This window comes from Scytonema sp. PCC 10023 (assembly GCF_963920835.1).
Classification (GTDB): domain Bacteria; phylum Cyanobacteriota; class Cyanobacteriia; order Cyanobacteriales; family Nostocaceae; genus Kalymmatonema.
This window is the reverse complement of record NZ_CAWUDP010000003.1, coordinates 84720-105837: the sequence shown is the minus strand read 5'-3', so window position 1 is coordinate 105837 and position 21118 is coordinate 84720. Positions and strand designations below refer to the sequence as shown.

Sequence of the window (21118 nt, the reverse complement as noted above, 5' to 3'; positions counted from 1 at the left end):
AGTAAGCGCTTCAGCGCTATTGTTTACACCATTTTGAATTATTTTATGGCAAGTTTTTTAGAACCACCACGATTACGCATCGGTGAAGACAGCGAAGAAGAACGACGCGCCACTTGGCTAGAACTGTTTTATGATTTGGTGTTTGTCGTTGCAGTCTCTCAACTCGCCCATTATCTTCACGATCATGTTTCCCTATCAGGAGTGTTGGGCTTTGTCGCTCTTTTTATACCCGTTTGGTGGTCTTGGATTGGCACCACATTCTACGCCAACCGATTTGATAGCGACGACGTGACACATCGGCTGCTGACTGCTTTGCAGATGCTTGCGATCGCTGCACTAGCTGTCAACGTCCATCACGGCTTGGGCGAAACTTGCACTGGCTTTGCCCTTTCCTATGCTCTCGGTCGCGCTGTGCTTGTCGTTGAATACATCCGTGCTGGACAGCACATCCCCAAAGCACGCCCCCTAACAAATCGTTTCGCCACAGGTTTTGCAATTGCTGCTATCCTTTGGACTATATCAGCATTTGTACCGAGTCCTTGGCGGTTTGTATTCTGGGCATTGGGACTGATTATTGACTTCGCCACACCCCTTTCGGCACGCAAGTTGATGCTAGAACTACCTCCCCACTCTTCCCACTTGCCCGAGCGTTTTGGGTTATTTACCATTATTGTCTTGGGTGAAGCGATTGTCGCGGTGGTCGATGGTGTCTCAGAGCAAACATGGGATGTTTTAACGGTAATCGGCGCAGTTTTCGGTTTATGTATCGCTTTTAGCTTGTGGTGGGTCTATTTTGACAACCTGGGTGGCACACCGATTCAGAGGGCGCAGACAGAAGGACGAATTGCCATTTTCAATTTCTGGCTCTACACCCATCTACCGCTGGTGATTAGCATTGCTGCTACCGGAGTCGCTGTGGAACTCGTATTGTTGAGCGAGCCTGCGATCGCATTACCCGATGGAGTGCGATGGCTGCTCTGTGGCTCTGTAGCGCTCTGCTACCTAACTTTAGGTATTCTCCACCGGATTGGGGTGATCCGCTACTGTAAAATCCGTGCCAAGTTTCGCATTGGGGCTGCGCCTATTATCCTGGCGATCGCCATTTTTGGTAAAGGTTTATTACCTGTTGCGGTCATTGGGCTTGTCGCCGTAGTCTCAGCTGTACAAGTTGTACAAGATTTGTCTCAAAGCCGTCCTACAACCCGCTTAGTTAACCCAGAAATTTAGTTTCAAGTATTTGATGAAAATGAGTCGCTGCACCAACCCCCGATTTCGGCATGGCTGCGACTTTTTTGCTTAAAATGGGTAGTAATACCCAATGATGAGCGGCGTTGGAATAGCAATTAAGTATGAGTGACTCCATGAGAGATATGATCACTGTCTACATTTGGCTTCCTAAGGAGTTTTTAGGACACGCTTCAATGCAAGTAGGCGAAGATACTTATATAAGCTTTTGGCCTAACAAAGAAGTTTTAAATCGCTCATCAAGTGATATTCGTAAAAATGTAATTAATTATAAAAATCATAACATTAATTACTTGTTATTTCAGCACTTAAATCAGATAAAAAGTGATAGTTACGAACAAGATTGTTTGGTTTTAGGTAAAAATGGCTCTAAAAGAGAGGCAGACTGTATAGTTGAGTTATTCAACCTTCCTCAAGAGCCTATCAAAAGATTTTGGAGAGAATTTCAAACTCAGCAACTTTCCTACCATTTGATAAAAAGGAACTGCTCTTCAGTGGTTGCAGAAGCTATAAATGAAGGTTGGAAAACTTATGTTTCCACAGCAAACAAAACAGTAAATAATTTTTTGAGAGATTTTGAAACCGTTGCAGAATATGAGAAGGATTTTGAAGCATTAAGCTTCACCACGGCAGCATTAAATTTAGGTAGATTGCTTTTTTGGTCTCCAAAACAAGTTTTGCTTTATGCACAAATGGTCAAAAGATTAACAGATGGAGTACAAGCGAAAGCCAACCTATAAAATTTCGTTCCTCTGATACCGAGTGCTAGGAGTAGCTTAGAAGGCTGGACTATTTTCGGCGTGTAGTACCCTCGCCCCCACTAATTACATTCTGTATTCTGAGTTCTGCGTTCTCTTGTTCTTCTTCAAATTATCGTGTTGTCAGCTACAGTTTTGCCACAAATAAATGGGCAAGAATAGGAGGAAATGTCTAATAATGCAGCTTTTCCTTTGTAAGTCATGCTGCGATTACATGAAACCTCGAATCATTGTCTGTGGCTTAAGTCGCACCGGATATAAAATCTTTCGTTTGTTGCGACAACAGGGGGCGTTAGTCGTCGGCATTCATCATAAACCCATCCCAGGCGAATCAGCAGGAGATGTGATTGTCGGCGTACTGCACGCAGCTAGTACCCTAACAGCAGCAGGAATTCAGCAGGCGCAAACTTTGGTGATTGCTGGACCTGACGATGAACTGAATTTGTCAATCATGATGCAAGCGCGGGTGTTGAATCCGCGAATTCGGATTATCAACCGCTTTTTTAATACAAATTTGGGCGATCGCCTCGATCAAACTGTGCCCAACCACTTGAGTATGAGTGTTGCCGGTTTGGCAGCACCTGTCTTCACGTTTGCGGCTTTAGGAAACCAAGCAATTGGACAAATCAAGCTTTTCAAACAAACTTGGCCGATCCACGAAGAATATATAGATGAAAATCATCCGTGGCTAGGTCGCAAGCTGGTTGATTTGTGGAATGACCGTTCGCGGATGCTCATTTACTATATGCCATTCAAGGGTGAGATCGATTTGGTAGCTGCGGTGTTGTCTGGACAAGAACTCAAAGTGGGCGATCGCCTCATCGTTGGTACTCAACCCCGTGTCCGTTCCATCCGCAAATCCCTAATTGCAAAACTGTTGAAAGTCCTGACTAATTTGCGGCAGTTTAAGAAACACGCGGAATCAGTGGTGGCAATGTCTATTGTGCTGTTTGTCATTGTTGTGATTGCCACACTCACCTACAGTTCCACCAATACGAATATTTCTATTGTTGATGCCTTATATTTTGCAGTAGGCATGATTACGGGAGCAGGTGGTAATGATAAAGTCGTAGAAAACGCTCCTGCCAGCATTAAATTATTTACCGTTCTCATGATGCTAGTTGGGGCTGCGGTGATTGGTCTATTGTACGCATTGCTCAATGATTTTGTTTTGGGCAGTCGCTTCAAGCAATTTTGGGATGCAGCACGAGTTCCCCACCGCCATCACTACATCGTTTGTGGCTTGAGCGGCATTGGTATAAAAATTGTCCAACAGCTGTATGCTAGCGGGCATGAAGTGGTAGTGATTGAGCGTGACTCCAATAACAAATATGTCAACACAGCCCGTGGAGTCGGTATTCCCGTCGTTTATGCTGATGCCAGCTTCTCAGCAACACTTAAAGTAGCCAATTTAGAATCTGCCGCAGCAGTGCTTGCGGTCACAGGGAACGACGCGACTAACTTAGAGATTGCCCTCAAGGCAAAATGCATGACACCCAAAGTGCCGGTGATAGTCCATTACGCAGAACCGGATTTTGCTCGTATGGCGCAACAGGTGTTTGACTTCGAGGCGGTTCTGAGTCCTGCCGAACTCGCAGCCCCAGCTTTTGCCGCTGCTGCACTGGGTGGAGAAATACTCGGTAACGGCATCACAGCAGATAGTCTTTGGGTAGCTTTTGCAACTTTGATTACAGCCTCACATCCCTTTTGCGGTCAGCCAGTGAAAGATGTTGCCATGTCCGCTGACTTTGTGCCTTTGTACTTAGAAACCAACAGCCAAACCATCCACGGCTGGGATTTACTCGAAACAAGCCTGAGTGCTGGAGATGTGTTGTATTTGACTATGCCTGCAACACGGTTATATCAGTTGTGGCGTAGTGCGCCGCCGCAGCTGATGGCGAGTTAGTAGGAATATGTAGTCTTGAACTTAACAACCTCTGACCAAAAAACGAGACGCAAGCCCCCGGCTTCAGACGTGGGGATAAGTCGGAGGCGACTTTTAAGTCCCGTAAAACGATTGTATGGCTTTAGCCACAGTGGTAGAATTGAACAATATTACACTCAGCTCATGTTTCTGATGTTTTTCCATGTATTACATGGAAAAACGCCCTTGGACATGCAATACACCGTTAATATCAAATCCGTTTGTATCGGAATTATTCCTCCTTGCTCTAGGCGTGCGTTCTCAGCGTCTCTGCGGTTTTTTAATTATTCAGATGCTACCGGAATTGATATAACTTCAAAGCTTTCTCCAAGTATTACATGGAATCAACACAGCACAGATCCAGATAATGGTTTTTTCCTTGGACAGTAAGGCATTAATTCTTCTCATCCTTCAATTAGGAGCGAACGTACAGTTAGATTTCTTGCCTAAGTCCGGTGAATCAAATCCTTTTGTGTTGGTCTTCGGTTTTTGTTTAAGGGACTATTATGTTCCCGGACGAGAGCGAATACGATCGGGTATATGATGGCGATCGCCTAATATTTCTAGCAAAGGACCATTAACGTCAAATTTAACCATACTTACCGACGCGACCAAAATATTCACCCGATAGCGATAGCGTCCCAAATCAATTCCCAGTAAACTGCAAAGCATAATCCGAATCGTGGCTTTATGGGAAACTACTAAAACATTACCTTGGGGATGTTTTTCTTGAATTTCAGCAATTACAGGCATAGAACGGTTAGCAATATCTACCGCAGTTTCTCCACCTAGTGGTGCATTCCAAGCGGGTTCTGTCAACCATTTTACATAGTTTTCTGCGTAATTCTTTTGGGCAAACGATTTACTATACGTTTCCCATTCGCCGTAACTACCTTCTCTAAGCCCGTCACGCAACTGCATATCCATACCGATAGCATCACAAAACGGCTTGGCAGTTGCAATTGTGCGCTTCATCGGGCTAACATAAACCGCTTCCCACTTCAATTTTTGATAAACATCGGCAAAACCGGATGCCATCTGCATCCCTTCAGAAGTCAACTCCGCATCAGTTTCACCGCAGAAATTACCACTTTGACTAAAAGTAGTTTCTCCATGTCGCAGTAAATATAAATTGAGTGTCATAGCTTGTATCGCGATTGGGATAAAGGAGTTTGTGCAAAAATAAAATACCATCAATCTCGCAACCCTGGTATGTGACACCAGGACAAAGTAATCAACCAAAAAAGTCAATCAACCACAAACTTTTGAAATCGAAGATCTCCAACTTATGTGGGAACCCAGTCGCTACAAAGCGAATAACGCTCCAAATGGCTGCCCGACGAGTTCTGGTGGCAAGGTGGTTTCCAACGTAACTGTCTGGGGTAGCGGCATTGACGCGTTAGACCAGATCTACGATGTCAGAGGTAATTTGATTGTCAACACCCCAATCGAGTATCGCCGAATTAACTCTATCCCTGAACCCTCCTTAACCATAGGACTTTTGGCTCTGGGTATAGGTTGTGTGAGTTCTGTATGCTTAGGAAAACAGAAACACAAATCAAAATACAAGGAAAAAACTTTTGTCTAAATTGTATGACAAAATCTGCTCAACTTTCGCGCCTCTTTCTAAAAAGTTTTAAAGGATGAAGAATGAAGTATAGATTTATGATTTGCATATCATTCTTCATCCTTAGCTACACCCAATATTAAACTCCTTCCATCCATGCAACACACTTGTGCATCTGGTCTCTCATAGTCTCAGTATCAGTATGATACCTGCGCCCATGACCTGGTAGAACCCACTCAAAGGTGTAATTAGCTAGCTCACGCATTGATTTAATCTGTTCTGACCAAGAGTACCAGCTGTAATCGGGGAAAGCATAGAGCTGGTGGAGTTCATTAGACCAAGCCAGATGGTCGCCAGTGAACAGAAACTTGTTTTTGTATAGCAGAACAGTGTGTCCTTTGCTGTGTCCAGGAACCGGGATAATCAAGATGTCGGGAGCCAACTCAATTGGTTCTGTCCCTGTAGGCTGAATTTCCACATTGCGAGTATCAGCAGTGATGTCATCTTTATGGAGGATGCGCTGACACTGAAAATGCTCCGCGAACTTTTGATGATCCGCCACATCGTCCCTGTGAGTCAAGTACATATAGCGAATTCCCCCCATCTTTTCCAAACGCTTGATTAAGGGAGGGGTAAACCGGGGAGAATCTACCAAAATATTACCTTCAGGTAGCTCAATAAAGTAGCTCGCAGCGCCGTAGGAATTTTCCGAGTGATAACCGCAATGGTAAACATTATCCTCTACAGGAATAGGAAAACTCAGTTGAGCGGCTTTGACATCTTGGGGCTTTTCAACTGTACCAATCGAACTAGTAGGACAAGCTAAAAGAGCTTGAAGCGCTGCTAATCTTTGGGCCTCGTTAGCTGGTTGGTGATGCACCACCGACTGTTCACCAGCTTCAATAAACACTTCTGGAGCCATCCACCGACAAGTATCACAATCAATGCAGGAAGTATCGACATAAAAATCGCCACTGACATTTTCGGGGCGACGCAGATTTAAATGAGCCATATGAAACCTCTTTCGCCCAAGCACTTGCACTTAAGGGCGACGAACCCTGTATCCCCACCTTAGCAAAAGCGCTGATGGACTGTTGGGGGAGTGATATTTGATAGAAGGAAATGGGATAACTTCACACAAACAGAGTTTGCTTATAGTTTTCTAAATAAGTTTCAATTAAAAGCACTCAGAGATTCTCTGAGTGCTAATGGTATATTTTGAGATCAAGACTAGCGATCGCCTAAATTAAATTTAAAGCATTCGTAAAACTTACATAGGTTTAAAAGGTCAGAAAAAGTTTGAAGTTTTTAAATGAAAAGGTCAGAAAAAGCAATCATTGACACAATGGCGCTTACCCTGCTGTTCCAGTTCGCATAATTCCCATAATTGAGGTTATTGAGGCGCTTGCTTGTCTAATACTACTTATACGAATCGGTCAGCCGTGAATCTTCAGTTTCCAGACCAATTAAGCGATAAATCAAATTTAAAACTTTTTTCATTGTCTACTCCTCGATTTTGTAATTGGTGTTCTATATATATCCTCAACGTGTCTGCTTGCGTTTCCAGAAATAAACTATTTATTTTTTTATAAGTTGAGTGCCATATATTGGAAGCACCTCTTGTTCTTGGAACTACTGTGAATTGGCGAGCAGGTGTTTTAATGCCTAAACTAAACAGTTTAGTTTAGTTTGTACCAATTATGGAAGAGGGTAAAAATAAAAATCCCCTTGGCTTCATGTTAAGGGGGCGAGAAGGCGAGGAGGTCGTTTGGATTGCGGCAATCAGCAGTCTAATGATTAATAGGTGCAAGCGAAATCGACTTATGCACTTGGAGGCGATTTTACTTTTTATGCTTTTAATTCCTAGTTGTAGCGAGCCTTCAGTAGAGATGATAAGCAATACAGATATATGGGAAAACTTAACACAGATACAGTCTGCTAATACGATCTTCACTAAATATGCTTTATTGCTCTAATCCTAGCTGCTCAAATTCCTTTAATCCAGATGGTAATAATTTTTGCACCAACTGCGGCTTGCAAACACTTACACCTCTATTTCGCAACCGCTTCCGGGTGATTCGACTGTTGGGTGAGGGTGGATTTAGTAAGACTTATGAAGCCAGAGATGCAGATAGGATGGATGAACCCTGTGTGATTAAACAATTTGTTCCCCAGGTTCAAGGAACAGCAGCAGTTGAGAAAGCAACCGAACTATTTAAGCAAGAGGCGAAGCGACTGTATGAATTGGGAGAACATCCGCAAATTCCTAGATTGGTTGCTTATTTTGAACAGGATAAGCGCTTATATCTTGTACAAGAGTTTATCGAGGGACAGACTTTACTAGAAGAATTGCAGCAGCAGGAAGCCTTTAGCGAAGAAAAGATTCATCAGCTTTTGGCTGATTTATTACCAGTCTTGAAATTTATCCATGAACGTGGCGTAATTCACCGCGATATCAAGCCAGAAAATATTATGCGCCGTAGATCCCCCCAACCCCCCTTGCTAAGAAGGGATCTGATACTAATTGATTTTGGTGTTTCTAAACAAGCAACGGGAACGGTTTTAGGTAAAGCTGGTACTATGGTGGGAACGCCTGGATATGTACCACTCGAACAAATGCGCGGTCAAGCGTACCCAGCTAGCGACCTTTACAGTTTGGGTGTGACCTGTATTCGACTCATAACGCAGTGTTTGCCAAAAGAAGATGGTTCTGATGAGCTGTATGATGCACTGAATAGTCGCTGGGTATGGCGCGAACACTTGCAAAAAGGCACAGTCAGCTATCAGCTCGGGCAAGTTTTAGATAAGTTGATTCAGGATTATGTAAAAGAACGTTATCAATCTGCTGATGAGGTGCTAGCAGTTCTAAATAGTCAGCAAACTCTAGCAAATCCCAAATCACCACAAATACCAGATCAGCATAATAAACAGGGTTCTTCACAGCTACCTCTTACAGTAACTAGTTCCCCACTTCATAATCTGACTACAGTAACAGTAGATTACAGTCAGCTGGAGTATTTACTGGCGGCTGGAAGATGGCGAAACGCGAATGAAGAAACTTTAAATGTCATGCTTAAAGTATCTGGTCGAGAAAAACAAGGTTCGCTGTACCTAGAAGATATCGAAAAATTTTCTTGTCAAGACCTTTACACTATTGACCAGCTCTGGGTTAGATATAGCAATCGGCGCTTTGGCTTTAGTGTACAGCAGCAAATTTGGCAAAGCGTTGGGGGAAGCAAAAATGCAGATTATAGAATTTGGTGTCGCTTTGGATATCAGGTGGGATGGATGCGTAACAAGATGTTGAAGCATATTTGGTTTAATGACCTTACCTTCTCTATTAATGCTCCAACTGGTCACCTTCCATGTGTTGAAATGACTACGATTGTTGGTATGCCTTGGACATATTTTCTCTTCTCTCGCATTAAGGCTTGTGGAATGTAAAATCTAGTAGTTACAAAAAATAGCTATGACTGAAATTGTATTTCTAGTTGAAGAAGATCCAGACGGTGGCTATACAGCTAGGGCATTAGGGGAATCGATTTTCACTCAAGCTGATGACATCGAAACCCTAAGAGAAATGGTGCGTGATGCGGTTCATTGCCATTTTCCTGATGCACAAAACCGTCCTAAGGTCATTCGTTTGCACATAGTCCGTGATGAGGTTATTGCTTCTTGAAGCTCCCACGAGACTTATCTGGTAGAGAATTAGTTAAAGCTCTTGCTCGTCTTGGATACGAGGTGAGTCATCAGACAGGTAGCCATATTCGGCTAACTACCCTACGCAATGGTGAACATCACGTCACAGTACCAGCCCATGACCCTATCAAGATAGGTACACTTAACGCGATATTAAGAGATGTTGCTGACCATGCTGGTTTGATCCGTGAAGAATTACTAGAGCTTCTATTTGGATAATCAGTGAAATTAGCGCTTTAAGCTATTACACGTTTTGTTGATGGAATTGCGATTGGCTTTGCCACTGCCCCGAATCGCGATTGGGCTTTAGCCCACTGCGCTCCGCGCAATCGCCCCATCTATCTTTTCACGAGGTGCGATGCTCCCAAAAGGCGGCTCCCTTTGGGAGCATCGCAAAAATTTCCAAGCAAGTTTCAGCCTATTAGTAGATGCACTTTATCTACTACAACGTTAATAACATGATGAGTGATAGGAAGGCTATCAATCACCATGCCAAGGCATAACAGCATCATGTAGGAGATGGAATAGAGAAACAAACCTTTAGCTAAGCTGCGGTCTTCTGGGTTTTGCAACAATTGCCAAGCTTTGTAAATAAATACTATCCCTAAGCCCACAGCAATGACTCCGTAGAGGATTCCACTCACTTGCAAAGGATAAACTAACAAGAAAGTTGCTGCTACGGTAATTATGGTATAGTACCAAATCTGCCGCACTGTAGCCGTAGTTCCCGCAACTACTGGTAGCATTGGTACGCCCACCTTTGCGTAATCATCCCGAATCATCAAAGCGAGTGACCAAAAATGAGGGGGTGTCCACAAAAAGACGATCGCAAAGATTAACCATCCTGCCCAGCTTAACGTACCTGTGACAGCAGCCCAACCTACCAAAGCTGGAATTGCCCCTGCTGCCCCACCAATAACGATATTTTGAGTGCTATGACGTTTCAAAAAATGCGTATAAATTAGCACATAAAATACCAGACCAGACATTGCTAGCACAGCGGCTAGTAGGTTGGCAAATACTGAAAGCAAGGTAAAGGAAATGACAGCCAAAACAGTGGCAAAAATCAGAGCATCACGCGGCTGTATTCTCCCTGAAGGCAGTGGACGATGACGCGTGCGCTCCATGTCATAATCAATATCCCGGTCGTAGACACAATTGATTGCTTGGGCGCTTGCAGCTGCCAAAGTGCCACCAGTAAGTGTGACGAGCAATAACAATGGATCTACCTCTCCCTTTGCTGCAATCCACATACTTCCAGCAGTGGTAATGAGTAGCAAAGGGATGATTCTGGGCTTTGTGAGCTGGTAGTAGCTTTGAATAACTTGTAGAAACGTTTGATGGTGGCGAGAGACATTAGTCTCAATCATTTTGGCACTATTTCCTTTTTTTCAAAACTTATAAGCACTAATGCCTAACTGCTAAGAGATAACAGCAACCAAAAATGAGCAATTACCAAGTCGATTGTCATGGATTCAATCCACCGGTTGCTTGTTCGCTTATAGCGCCTGCTTCTTCCTTGTTGCTGCTAGCGTTGATCCCACGGCTACTCACCCAATCTCGCAATGCGAGAACTGTAAAAGCCACCAAAGTACCCAGCAAAGCTGCCCCTATAGCTTGGTGAGAGACGGTGAGTGGTTCGACTTGAAGATGCAACCGAAAAGTGGCAACTCCCAACAGAAGTTGTATAATCAATAATCCACCAGCGAGATTTGCCAGTCGTCGTAAAGCTGGATGCAGTGCTGGTGTACGCCAAGAAAGAAATACCACTGCCAATGTTGCTAGTGTTGGGGGCAGGACGCCGGCAATGTGGCTATACATCACGGCACAAAGTTGAGATGCGCCAAAGCATTGATGGAGCGCCCAGCGAGAGCCTACCAAGGCACCTAGTAGACTTTGCAAATAAACCAAAATAGCTGCTGTTAAACCAACATACGGCAAGTTCCCAACGGTTCCGGTTCCCTGGTAGGGGATGAGCGCGGTGCCGATGACCAATAGGGTAGTAAAAAATAACAGCGCTGTTCCTAAGTGGGCGGTGACAATATCAAACCGCAAAAGTTCAGTGACAGTCAGTCCGCCCAAAACACCCTGAAAAACGATTAAAAATAAGGCAAATGTGGATGCCCAAGGAAGCCATCTAGGTAAAGAGCGACGATGCCACCAAGACATTCCAACGAGTGCGATCGCGCTGACACCAATCAATGCCGCATCCAACCTGTGAAACCACTCCAAGAAAACCTGGAAATTCATTTGCTTGGTTGGCACAAGTTCTCCATAGCACAAAGGCCAATCAGGGCAAGCAAGTCCAGCATTCATCACACGGGTGGCACTGCCTATTGCCATCAAAATCAAGGTGGCTACACACATTCTCCACACCAAGCGACGAATTCGTTCCTGTGGCACCTGCTGCGGCGCAGTCGTTATGTTTTGTTGTTCTAGGACAAATTCGCTCATGAAGGATACCTTCTGTCGCTCTTTGAGAGCTATCTACGTTCTAAATGTGTCAGTACCAAACGGACATCTTGCAAGGGCTGGGGAACCCAAAGGAAGTTTGGAGTGGCGGCACAGGACCGCTTCAACTTCTCTCCCAAGCAAGTGTCCTCCTCATCTCCCACCCTAGCGTACAAATAGGGTTCGAGACTGGCTCTCACTATACTGTGAATCACCCTAACCACTTTTTGCCTGAAGCTTTAGGGATTTTTAAGTTGTCAGGCAACCAGAAGAACTTAGAACACAAAATTTAGAATTGGTGAATGTTCCTACGAATCAATTCGCACAATTCAACAAGCCTGCATGAATAATAAATACAGAGGCTCGCACCGTAACTCGACACCCAGTTGCAAGAAACCCAAAAGGGTTTCTACTGTGCGCCTGCTCCCCTTCTTTTCTGGTAAGGCATTGATTGATGGTAATTACTCTAAATCCTTTAAATTTTTCTCCCCTACCACATCCACCCTGCGGCACATCTCATAAACTACTTGTGTTCAAAAGTGAGAAATTTAGCATAAAAATTAATAAAAATTTCATACCTTGCCCCACTAAGTCTTTTAAGCTGCACTACTGTAGTAAGTGAGCAGCTCTGTCCAACGTAGTAAAGTCATTAACTCAATAAACCCGTGAAAATTCCAAGTTCTATCTGGACATTACTCATTGGCATCCTGCTGACCCTAGTCAGCCTTTGGTACGGTCAAAATCATGGTCTACTACCAACAGCAGCCTCTGATGAAGCTTCCTTAGTGGACGGTTTGTTCAACACGATGATGATCGTCTCCACAGGTATATTTCTGCTTGTAGAAGGTATTTTAATTTACTCTGCCATCAGATACCGTCGGCGTGCAGGTGACAATGCAGATGGTCCGCCAGTTCATGGCAACGTACCCCTAGAAATCCTCTGGACAGCGATCCCAGCTGTTATTGTTATCGGTATTTCTGTTTACAGTTTCGACGTTTACAACGAAATGGGCGGCTTCAATCCTCATGCCGTCCATGAAGCCCCGATGACGCCACAAGCAATGAGAATGCCTGGGGCAGCTATAGCAGCAACTTTAAGCGATACACCTCCCAGCACAGGTTCCGACCGAAATCAGGAAAGAGCTGATGAGGCAATGCAAGACCCAGCCACAGCAGCAGTCCGCAATGCTGACCAAATTCCCCAACTGCGGGAAGCCCCTGGTACTGGGTTAGTTTCTCCCACCATTGGTCCTACTCCCGATAAAGAAGGCAAACCACCCGCATTTGTGGTGAACGTCACAGGTTTGCAGTATGCCTGGATTTTCACTTACCCTGAAACTGGTGTCACTTCTGGTGAACTACATGTTCCTATTGGGCGTGAGGTACAACTCAATATGACAGCGAACGATGTTATCCACGCTTTTTGGGTGCCAGAGTTTCGCCTGAAGCAGGATGTGATCCCCGGTCGGCAAAGCGAGATTCGCTTTACGCCCAGCAAAGAAGGCGATTATGCGCTGATCTGTGCTGAATTGTGCGGTCCCTACCACGGGGCGATGAGAACACAAGTTGTTGTTCAAAAGCCGCAAGAGTTGGAACAGTGGATTCAAGAACAGCTAGTCGCCAGCACAGAAGAGCTCAAGCAAGCAGTTGCTATGAATCCTACAGATTTATCCCCAAATGAATTTCTTACTCCTTACACAAGCCAGATGGGAATTCATTCAGAAATGCTACATCAACTGCACAAGTAGTTTATTCATCATCAGTCATCAGTCATTAGCAACTGACTCCTGACTCCTGAACGGCAGTTGCTTCAAGTCTGGCGATCAAACGCACTGCCTCCTCCTGACTCCTGACAACTGAAATTTCTATGACACAAGCACAGGTACAAGAAACAGCCAATATCCCTGCTCGGATTGAGGAACCAGGGGTAAGACATTGGCGAGACTACTTTACCTTTAACACCGACCATAAGGTCATTGCGATTCAATACCTGGTCACTACGTTCATTTTTTACTGTATTGGTGGCGTTTTGGCTGACTTGGTTCGCACGGAACTGCGAACTCCAGAATCAGATTTTGTCAGCCCTGAACTGTACAACAGTTTGTTTACGCTGCACGCCACAATCATGATTTTCTTGTGGATCGTGCCAGCAGGTGCGGGATTTGCTAACTTCTTGATTCCCCTAATGATTGGGGCAAAGGATATGGCATTTCCACGCCTGAATGCTGTTGCCTTTTGGATGATTCCTCCTGCTGGGTTGTTGCTGATTGCTAGTTTGGTGGTCGGCGATGCACCGGATGCAGGTTGGACTTCTTACCCTCCCCTGAGTTTGGTAACAGGTCAAGTGGGTGAGGGAATCTGGATTTTGAGCGTTCTGTTGCTGGGTACGTCTTCGATTCTGGGGGCAATTAATTTCCTTGTCACCATGATCAAAATGCGTACCCCAGGCATGGGATTCCATCAATTGCCTTTGTTCTGCTGGGCAATGTTTGCTACCTCGGCGCTGACTCTGGTGTCAACACCAGTGCTAGCAGCGGGTCTGATTCTGCTTGCTTTTGACTTACTTGCAGGAACGACATTTTTTAACCCAAGTGGCGGTGGTGATCCAATTGTCTACCAGCATATGTTCTGGTTTTACTCCCACCCAGCGGTTTACATCATGATTTTGCCCTTCTTTGGGGCGATTTCTGAGGTGATCCCGGTTCATTCTCGTAAGCCGATTTTTGGATATAAGGCGATCGCCTACTCTAGTCTTGCCATCAGCTTTTTAGGGCTAATCGTCTGGGCGCACCATATGTTCACCAGCGGTATCCCCGGTTGGTTGCGGATGTTCTTCATGATCACGACGATGATCATCGCCGTACCTACGGGGATCAAAATTTTCAGCTGGTTGGCAACTATGTGGGGTGGCAAGCTGCGCCTCAACAGTGCCATGCTGTTCGCGATGGGCTTTGTAGGAACTTTTGTGATTGGCGGGATCAGTGGCGTGATGTTGGCAGCAGTGCCATTTGATATTCACGTTCACGACACCTATTTTGTGGTGGCGCACCTGCACTATGTGTTATTTGGTGGTAGTGTTCTCGGTATTTATGCGGCAATTTACCACTGGTTCCCCAAAATGACCGGGCGGATGCTGAACGAATTTTGGGGTAAGGTTCACTTTGCCCTGACGATCGTCGGTCTAAACATGACCTTCTTACCCATGCACAAACTGGGGATGATGGGGATGAACCGCCGCATTGCTCAGTATGACCCCAAATTCACATTTCTCAACGAAATTTGCACCTATGGTGCTTATATACTCGCGGTTTCCACATTCCCCTTCATCTTCAATGCGATTTGGAGTTGGATGTACGGAGCCAAAGCAGGTAATAATCCCTGGCAGGCATTGACCCTAGAGTGGATGACGACCTCACCGCCAGCGATAGAGAATTTTGATAAACTACCAGTACTCGCGACTGGTCCCTACGACTATGGCTTGGAAAATACCAGATATGGTGTACCCTTATCTGACCCCGATCCAACCTTGTCAGCTGGTCCTAACTCGGTGTTACGCGCGGAACCGGACGAACCATATCCCGCTATCACTGCCGAGAAAGAAGAACGCTAATTAATAATGAATTATGAATGATGAATGCTAAAAGTCTTCATTCATAATTCATCAGCCATAATTCATCATTAAACGGAAGATTCATGCAAAGTCAAACTATTGACCCAGCAAAGACAGCCCTTAATCATCATCACGCTGCTACAGCAGAAGCTCATCACGAAGAACATCCAGATCATCGCATCTTCGGGCTGATTATGTTCCTAGTCGCTGAAGGGATGATTTTTCTAGGGTTGTTTGGGGCTTATATAGCTTTCCGTTCTACACTACCTGCTTGGCCCCCAGAAGGTACGCCAGAGTTAGAACTGTTGCTACCCGGAGTCAACACTATTAATCTGATTGCTAGTAGTTTTGTTATCCATAATGCTGACACCGCTATCAAAAAGAACGATGTGCGGGGAATGCAATTGTGGTTCGCGATAACTGCGGCAATGGGTATTATTTTCTTGGTGGGGCAGGTATATGAATACACCCATCTGGAATTCGGCTTGACTACCAACTTGTTTGCCAGTGCATTTTATGTCTTGACTGGCTTCCACGGTTTGCACGTGACTATCGGAGTTTTGGCAATTCTTGCCGTGTTGTGGCGATCGCGCACCAAAGGTCATTACAGCAACGAACATCACTTTGGTATAGAAGCAGCCGAAATTTATTGGCACTTCGTTGATGTGATTTGGATCATCCTCTTCGGCTTGCTGTATCTGCTTTAAGTAGTGGTTTTTACTCCACCTCAGGACTGATAAAAACCCCCAAATGGGGGTTTTTAGTATTTTTATTTGCTTTTCCCAAGCATCATCTTTTCCACTAAAGACCGCCATAATCTATCGGGAAGAATGGCATGCATAAGGAAAAACAACTCGCCATGAGGGGAATAACGCAGTCTCCCAGAGTAATCATTTGCTGCTCGATAAATTGTTTTGGCAACACCTTCGGGTCCTGGCAGCGAATCATTGATTTTTTCCATGAAGCCCTTGACTTGGTTGCTCATCTGTGTATATTCAGCATGAGTCGCCCAAGCTATACCGTGATTAATGAAATTCGTCCTGATGCCACCGGGTTCAATAATTTTTACGCGAATACCAAAGCGGCGTAGTTCATAGCGTAGAGCTTCAGAGAGTCCCTCTACAGCCCATTTTGTTGCATGATAAGAGGACGTAAGCGGGAACGCAAGACGACCCCCTATTGAAGTAACATTAATGATTGTGCCTCCTCCCTGTCGGCGCAAAACAGGAAGGATAGATTGGATAGTGGTCACCAGCCCGAAAACATTCGTTTGAAACTGATGCTCTAACTGCTCAGGTGTAACACCTTCAAGCGGACCCATAAGCGCGTATCCAGCATTGTTAACTAGCACGTCAATGCGCCCAAAATGCTCTAATGTTTTGTGGAGCGCAGATGTGATTGTCTCAGGGTCGGTAACATCAAGATGTGGACAGATAACTCCTTTTGCTTTAGCCCAATCTCCTGCTTTATTTGGCGATCGCATGGTTGCTGCAACATTCCAACTTTTTTGAAGGAAGTATTTCGCGGTCGCTTCACCAATGCCACTTGAAGCACCTGTAATCAGAACGGTCTTACTCATCGTTGACTTCTGTGAAATCCAAATACTGCTACGCAAAAGCGTAAACTGTGGAGTATACTCCACAGTCAAGTGGTTTCTTCAAGAGATGGATTGATGCAATGCTGATTGGTGAACTATCTAAAAAAACAGGATTGTCGAAAGACACAATCCGCTTTTACGAAAAAATTGGACTCATTACTGCCAGTGAACGCCAAGCAGGAACAAGAGCCTACAAAGAGTTCAGTGCAGAAATGGTTGAGCGTCTTTTGATGATTCACCAGGGTAAAGGATTAGGCTTCACTCTCGGTGAGATGAAGCATCTGCTGGATGAATGGGGAGAAAAAACCATCCCAAAACAGGAGCAAGTTCAAATTATTGAACGCAAACTGCAAGAGATTTCTGAAAAGATGCGTAACTTGGAGAACATTAAAACCTATTTGTCTTCCAAACTCCGTCGATTGCAACAGGAAGTTTCCTAGAAGCTACGAATTAGCAATTATGATCACCGCATGAGAATATCCGCGTCTTTCCATGTTGCTCGCGTAGTGCTGAAGCGCTTGCACTCAGCATGAACAAAACTCTCAGTTAAACATCAATGGGCCATTGGATTCAGCTTAGCCGCTTTCAGTGCTGCCAATGCCTGCTGTTGCGTCACAATTGGAAAAAACTATTGAAGTAGCCAAAGATTGACTCTTCTATCAAATCCCCCAGTAGCAAGCTTTGTCCCATCCGGACTAAAGGTTATGGCGCTTACCCAGTCGGAATGTCCATAAAATGTATTTAATAACTCGCCTGTTGTTAAATTCCACAGCTTAATTCCATCTCTACCACCACTAGCAAGGGTTTGTCCGTTGGGGTTAATAGCTATTGTATTCACCCAGTTGTTGTGTCCTGTCAACGTGCGAACTAAGCCTCCAGTGGTGACATTCCAAAGTTTAATTGTGCGATCGCGGCTTGCACTGATCAAGGTATTTCCATCTGGGGTAAACACCAGTTTGGTGACTGTATTCGCATGCGCCCCTGGAACTGTACGGATTAATTTTCCAGTACTCAAATCCCACAGCTTAACAACACCAATATTGTCACCACTTGCCAGCGTTTGACCATCAGGACTAATTGCCAGGGTATAAATGAGGTTATCAAAGCGTGTCAAAGTAGCAAGTGGGCGCTGCTGTAGCAAATCCCACATCCGAATACCGTCCAATGCACCGCTGACCAAAACTTTACCATTTGGAGTGACTGCTAAGGACAGCACATTGCTCGTATGCCCGACAAAGGAGCGAGTAAATTTATTGTTTTTCAGGTTCCAAAGGTTAATCGTGTTATCATCACCGCCACTAACAAGAGTTTGACCATCTGGCGAAATGACCACAGATTCTATCGCTGTTTGATGCGCTCTGTTGATAATCCCACGTCTTTTGCCAGTTGTTGTATTCCATAAGCGAATGATGCCATCATTATCAGAACCGCCGCTGATGAGAGTTTGGCTATCTGGAGTGAAGGCAAGGGATTTAATCGTTCCCAAATGCTCTACAAAGGTGTAAATTAGTTGTGGATTAGCTAAGCTCGTAGTAGGTTGGGCGGCTGGTGTAAATTCAACCTCAGCAGGGATGGCAGATAGTATCGGGATTAGGGGAGCGATGGCAACAGCACCTGCTACGCTCATGAGCATTAGAATATTTTTGGCACTGGTCATTTGAGATTTAGATCCTTGTCTACGGTGTGGATGCTGAGCCATTGGGGCATGCGCAAGGGACGCGTTTTGGATTTAGGAGAGGAATTTATTGTAATTATTTATATACATATATTTCAAATATCTTAAGCTATCGTCTACCAAATTTTCGGGCAGAAGAACTCCGCCCGCAAATCATGATACCGAAGCTTACAGTTGCAAAGCATACCGTAGTTGAAATGGTTTTCAACAGCAACCATGTAATCGCCTAATCTCAAATCTCAACAGACCAAATCTACTAATATGGGGGCTTTTTCTTAGAAACACTCAGCATGGGTAAAGGAGAACTTGACGACGAGCGGGAAGGTAGGTAATGTTGCACCACAGGCTCCTCAGGCAAGGGTTGGTGCTGCTGGATACGCCACCACTTATAAGCTAGCGTTATCCCTACTGTTCCCACGCCAAAAGCGAACAATGACCAGCTATCGTCAAATCCACCAATTAATGCATCTACCACTCCCATCGTAATCAATACACTAATGAGTGGTTCTTTACGGTAGGCTAACTTTAAAAAACGAGGAAATACAGCATTCATCACAGCTTCGTTGGTTCCTGTTCACCTTTTATGTAAATTGACTGAGAAAAACTCACCAGCAATTGACGCTTTTGATGAGAGCCTCAATATTATTATACTTTTCTTAAGTAAAGGACGGTGTAGGGGGTACGACAATTCAAAATTCGCTCATTCAAAATTCACGCATTGTAGATTGTTTTGGCTTTGTTTTTTGACATTTTTACTCCCTATAAAGGCTATAAAGGCTTGATGAAATCAAAACCAGCTGTATGTTCCAGCTGGTTCTTTGCTTTTTGTCATTTATCGCGTACAACCAGCAGTGTCTTAGCTTTGTGGAAATCCTACCTCAAACCGAGCCATGATAAAACACCTTGGTTGGTGACGTATTCAATCACCACCATGATTACGAAGCCAATCATTGCAGCTCGACCATTCAAACGCTCAGCATACTCATTAAAACCGAACTTTGGTTCCTCCAGCTTGGGAGTAACACTTGGCTGTGGTTGTGTCTGTGTCTGTGTCATCATTGAAAACCTCTTTTTGGCGAACTTTATAACTCAATATCTAAGTGACAACACAGCTTAAGCTATCAAGCAGGGTTGCCACTCTTTACAATTGTTTACGATTCTTAATTCATTGTAGAAGTAGTTTGGCAATCGTCAAGAACAAAAGTTTGAAGTACATTAGTTGGTATAAGAGGAAGTTCAGTAGTCCTGAGTTTCGAGTGCTGAATGCTGAGTCGGAAAGAAAGCTCTGAGTTCTGAGCGCCCAATTGTGAGTAATTTTTCTTACTTACCCAAAATTGACTCATCATTGAGCACGAGAGCGCTCGGTATTGTCTTTGCACTCAGGATTTTCCGCTTATAACGACTTGTTAAATTCGTAGTCTCTGATTCAAAAGACTAGGGATGAGACTGACAAACTATAAGCTACACAAAAATTCATAAGAGGCAGTAAATGGAAATTGGTATTCCCAAAGAAACTAAGGATCAGGAGTTTCGGGTTGGGTTAAGTCCTTCTAGTGTACGAGTCTTACAAGAAAATGGTCATACGGTTTTCGTAGAGACTCAAGCAGGTCTTGGTGCTGGGTTTACAGATGATGACTACACAAGCGCTGGTGCTAAGATAGTCACCACACCAGATGCAGCTTGGAACCGCGAACTCGTTGTCAAAGTCAAAGAACCACTCGCTCTTGAATATCAGTTTTTGCAGAAAGAGCAAATTTTGTTTACCTATCTGCATCTAGCCGCAGATAGAAAGTTGACCGAACATCTGATTGATTGCGGTGTGACGGCGATCGCCTACGAAACTGTAGAACAACCAGGTAGCAACAAATTACCTCTGCTTACTCCCATGAGCATTATTGCTGGTCGCTTATCGGTACAATTTGGGGCAAGATTCCTAGAGCGCCAGCAAGGTGGTAGAGGGGTTTTGTTGGGCGGTGTTCCCGGAGTGAAACCAGGCAAAGTCGTGATTTTAGGTGGCGGTGTCGTGGGTACAGAAGCCGCTAAAATTGCTGTGGGCATGGGCGCTGCTGTCCAGATTCTAGACGTGAACGTCGAGCGTTTAGATTATCTGGAAACCTTATTTGGTTCTAGAGTTGAACTGCTTTACAGCAACTCAGCCCATATTGAAGCCGCAGTCAAAGATGCTGACTTGCTTATCGGTGCTGTTTTAGTACCGGGACGCAGAGCACCCATCTTGGTGTCACGCAATTTGGTCAAACAAATGCGTCCTGGTTCTGTGATTGTCGATGTCGCGGTTGACCAAGGCGGTTGTGTGGAAACTTTACACGCCACATCCCACACGAACCCAGTATACATTGAAGAGGGTGTGGTACATTATGGGGTTCCTAATATGCCAGGGGCAGTTCCTTGGACTTCTACTCAGGCACTAAACAACAGCACTCTACCCTATGTATTGCAGCTAGCGAATTTGGGGATAAAGGCACTGGCGAGTAACCAAGCATTAGCCAAAGGTGTGAACGTGCAAAATCATCGCTTAGTTCATCCTGCAGTTCAGGAGGTTTTTCCTGACTTGGTGGCGTAGTTAGTTATCAG

21 protein-coding genes are annotated in these 21118 nt (G+C 44.6%); 13 read left to right on the top strand and 8 right to left on the bottom strand.

Translation table 11 applies throughout. The features are described from left to right. Positions 1 to 45: 45 nt before the first annotated feature. From ACM0OZ_RS03070 to ACM0OZ_RS03060, 3 genes are all read left to right on the top strand, one after another. Positions 46 to 1227 carry a low temperature requirement protein A gene (locus ACM0OZ_RS03070; protein WP_414581356.1) on the top strand — a complete coding sequence of 394 codons (1182 nt, stop codon included), beginning with the start codon at positions 46 to 48 and terminating at the stop codon, positions 1225 to 1227. A gap of 194 nt (positions 1228 to 1421) precedes the next feature. After that, positions 1422 to 1985, top strand: coding sequence for a hypothetical protein (locus tag ACM0OZ_RS03065; protein WP_414581355.1), 564 nt, complete (start codon positions 1422 to 1424; stop codon positions 1983 to 1985). A gap of 232 nt (positions 1986 to 2217) precedes the next feature. After that, positions 2218 to 3909 (top strand): NAD-binding protein, encoded by a 1692-nt coding sequence (locus ACM0OZ_RS03060; RefSeq protein ID WP_414581354.1) that lies wholly within the window; start codon positions 2218 to 2220, stop codon positions 3907 to 3909. Between the two features lie 522 nt (positions 3910 to 4431). Here the strand turns inward: ACM0OZ_RS03060 and ACM0OZ_RS03055 are convergent. Then, the gene (locus ACM0OZ_RS03055; protein WP_414581353.1) at positions 4432 to 5070 is read right to left on the bottom strand and encodes a histidine phosphatase family protein; all 639 of its coding nucleotides are present in this window, start codon (positions 5068 to 5070) and stop codon (positions 4432 to 4434) included. 145 nt (positions 5071 to 5215) lie between these two features. Between ACM0OZ_RS03055 and ACM0OZ_RS03050 the strand changes: the two genes are divergently transcribed. Beyond that, positions 5216 to 5515, top strand: coding sequence for a hypothetical protein (locus ACM0OZ_RS03050; RefSeq protein WP_414581352.1), 300 nt, complete (start codon positions 5216 to 5218; stop codon positions 5513 to 5515). Between the two features lie 118 nt (positions 5516 to 5633). Here the strand turns inward: ACM0OZ_RS03050 and ACM0OZ_RS03045 are convergent, their stop codons facing one another. Further along, complete coding sequence (locus ACM0OZ_RS03045) at positions 5634 to 6506, bottom strand: MBL fold metallo-hydrolase (protein ID WP_414581351.1); 873 nt, start codon at positions 6504 to 6506, stop codon at positions 5634 to 5636. A 947-nt stretch (positions 6507 to 7453) separates the two neighbouring features. Here ACM0OZ_RS03045 and ACM0OZ_RS03040 point away from each other — a divergent pair. From ACM0OZ_RS03040 to ACM0OZ_RS03030, 3 genes are read left to right on the top strand one after another with little or no spacing between them, the layout of a single operon-like run. Then, complete coding sequence (locus ACM0OZ_RS03040; RefSeq protein ID WP_414581350.1) at positions 7454 to 8938, top strand: GUN4 domain-containing protein; 1485 nt, start codon at positions 7454 to 7456, stop codon at positions 8936 to 8938. Positions 8939 to 8963: 25 nt separating this feature from the next. Then, positions 8964 to 9173 carry a hypothetical protein gene (locus tag ACM0OZ_RS03035; protein ID WP_041035455.1) on the top strand — a complete coding sequence of 70 codons (210 nt, stop codon included), beginning with the start codon at positions 8964 to 8966 and terminating at the stop codon, positions 9171 to 9173. Further along, positions 9170 to 9412, top strand: coding sequence for a type II toxin-antitoxin system HicA family toxin (locus tag ACM0OZ_RS03030; RefSeq protein WP_414581349.1), 243 nt, complete (start codon positions 9170 to 9172; stop codon positions 9410 to 9412). Before ACM0OZ_RS03035 ends, ACM0OZ_RS03030 begins: the two co-directional genes overlap by 4 nt. 194 nt (positions 9413 to 9606) lie before the next feature. Here ACM0OZ_RS03030 and ACM0OZ_RS03025 read toward each other — a convergent pair whose 3' ends face one another. Together ACM0OZ_RS03025 and ACM0OZ_RS03020 are read right to left on the bottom strand one after the other, a co-directional pair. Beyond that, positions 9607 to 10563: a heme o synthase gene (locus tag ACM0OZ_RS03025; protein ID WP_414581348.1), complete on the bottom strand. Its 957-nt coding sequence runs from the start codon at positions 10561 to 10563 to the stop codon at positions 9607 to 9609. A gap of 97 nt (positions 10564 to 10660) precedes the next feature. Beyond that, positions 10661 to 11647, bottom strand: a complete 987-nt coding sequence (locus tag ACM0OZ_RS03020) for a COX15/CtaA family protein (protein WP_414581347.1) — start codon at positions 11645 to 11647, stop codon at positions 10661 to 10663. 44 nt (positions 11648 to 11691) lie between these two features. Between ACM0OZ_RS03020 and ACM0OZ_RS03015 the strand changes: the two genes are divergently transcribed. The 4 genes from ACM0OZ_RS03015 (at position 11692) to ACM0OZ_RS03000 (ending at position 15961) form a co-directional block, all read left to right on the top strand. After that, positions 11692 to 11937: a hypothetical protein gene (locus ACM0OZ_RS03015; RefSeq protein WP_414581346.1), complete on the top strand. Its 246-nt coding sequence runs from the start codon at positions 11692 to 11694 to the stop codon at positions 11935 to 11937. Positions 11938 to 12309: 372 nt separating this feature from the next. Then, complete coding sequence (locus ACM0OZ_RS03010) at positions 12310 to 13392, top strand: cytochrome c oxidase subunit II (RefSeq protein WP_414581345.1); 1083 nt, start codon at positions 12310 to 12312, stop codon at positions 13390 to 13392. Between the two features lie 119 nt (positions 13393 to 13511). Next, positions 13512 to 15254 carry a cytochrome c oxidase subunit I gene (gene ctaD / locus ACM0OZ_RS03005; protein ID WP_414581344.1) on the top strand — a complete coding sequence of 581 codons (1743 nt, stop codon included), beginning with the start codon at positions 13512 to 13514 and terminating at the stop codon, positions 15252 to 15254. A gap of 83 nt (positions 15255 to 15337) precedes the next feature. Continuing rightward, positions 15338 to 15961, top strand: coding sequence for a cytochrome c oxidase subunit 3 (locus tag ACM0OZ_RS03000; protein ID WP_414581343.1), 624 nt, complete (start codon positions 15338 to 15340; stop codon positions 15959 to 15961). Positions 15962 to 16023: 62 nt separating this feature from the next. Here ACM0OZ_RS03000 and ACM0OZ_RS02995 read toward each other — a convergent pair whose 3' ends face one another. Beyond that, the gene (locus ACM0OZ_RS02995; RefSeq protein WP_414581342.1) at positions 16024 to 16833 is read right to left on the bottom strand and encodes an SDR family oxidoreductase; all 810 of its coding nucleotides are present in this window, start codon (positions 16831 to 16833) and stop codon (positions 16024 to 16026) included. Positions 16834 to 16880: 47 nt separating this feature from the next. Between ACM0OZ_RS02995 and ACM0OZ_RS02990 the strand changes: the two genes are divergently transcribed. Next, a complete protein-coding gene (locus ACM0OZ_RS02990; protein ID WP_414581341.1) occupies positions 16881 to 17291 on the top strand; it encodes a MerR family transcriptional regulator in 411 nt (136 codons plus the stop codon). 188 nt (positions 17292 to 17479) lie between these two features. On the opposite strand, the gene ACM0OZ_RS02985 is transcribed toward ACM0OZ_RS02990, so the two are convergent. From ACM0OZ_RS02985 to ACM0OZ_RS02975, 3 genes are all read right to left on the bottom strand, one after another. Beyond that, positions 17480 to 18478: a WD40 repeat domain-containing protein gene (locus tag ACM0OZ_RS02985; RefSeq protein WP_414581458.1), complete on the bottom strand. Its 999-nt coding sequence runs from the start codon at positions 18476 to 18478 to the stop codon at positions 17480 to 17482. A gap of 304 nt (positions 18479 to 18782) precedes the next feature. After that, a complete protein-coding gene (locus ACM0OZ_RS02980) occupies positions 18783 to 19079 on the bottom strand; it encodes a hypothetical protein (RefSeq protein ID WP_414581457.1) in 297 nt (98 codons plus the stop codon). 320 nt (positions 19080 to 19399) lie between these two features. Next, on the bottom strand, positions 19400 to 19582 hold the full coding sequence (locus ACM0OZ_RS02975) for a chlorophyll a/b-binding protein (protein WP_096570434.1): 183 nt from the start codon (positions 19580 to 19582) through the stop codon (positions 19400 to 19402). Between the two features lie 433 nt (positions 19583 to 20015). Here ACM0OZ_RS02975 and ald point away from each other — a divergent pair, with 433 nt between their 5' ends. Further along, the gene (gene ald / locus ACM0OZ_RS02970) at positions 20016 to 21107 is read left to right on the top strand and encodes an alanine dehydrogenase (protein WP_414581340.1); all 1092 of its coding nucleotides are present in this window, start codon (positions 20016 to 20018) and stop codon (positions 21105 to 21107) included. The last annotated feature ends 11 nt before the right edge of the window (positions 21108 to 21118 follow it).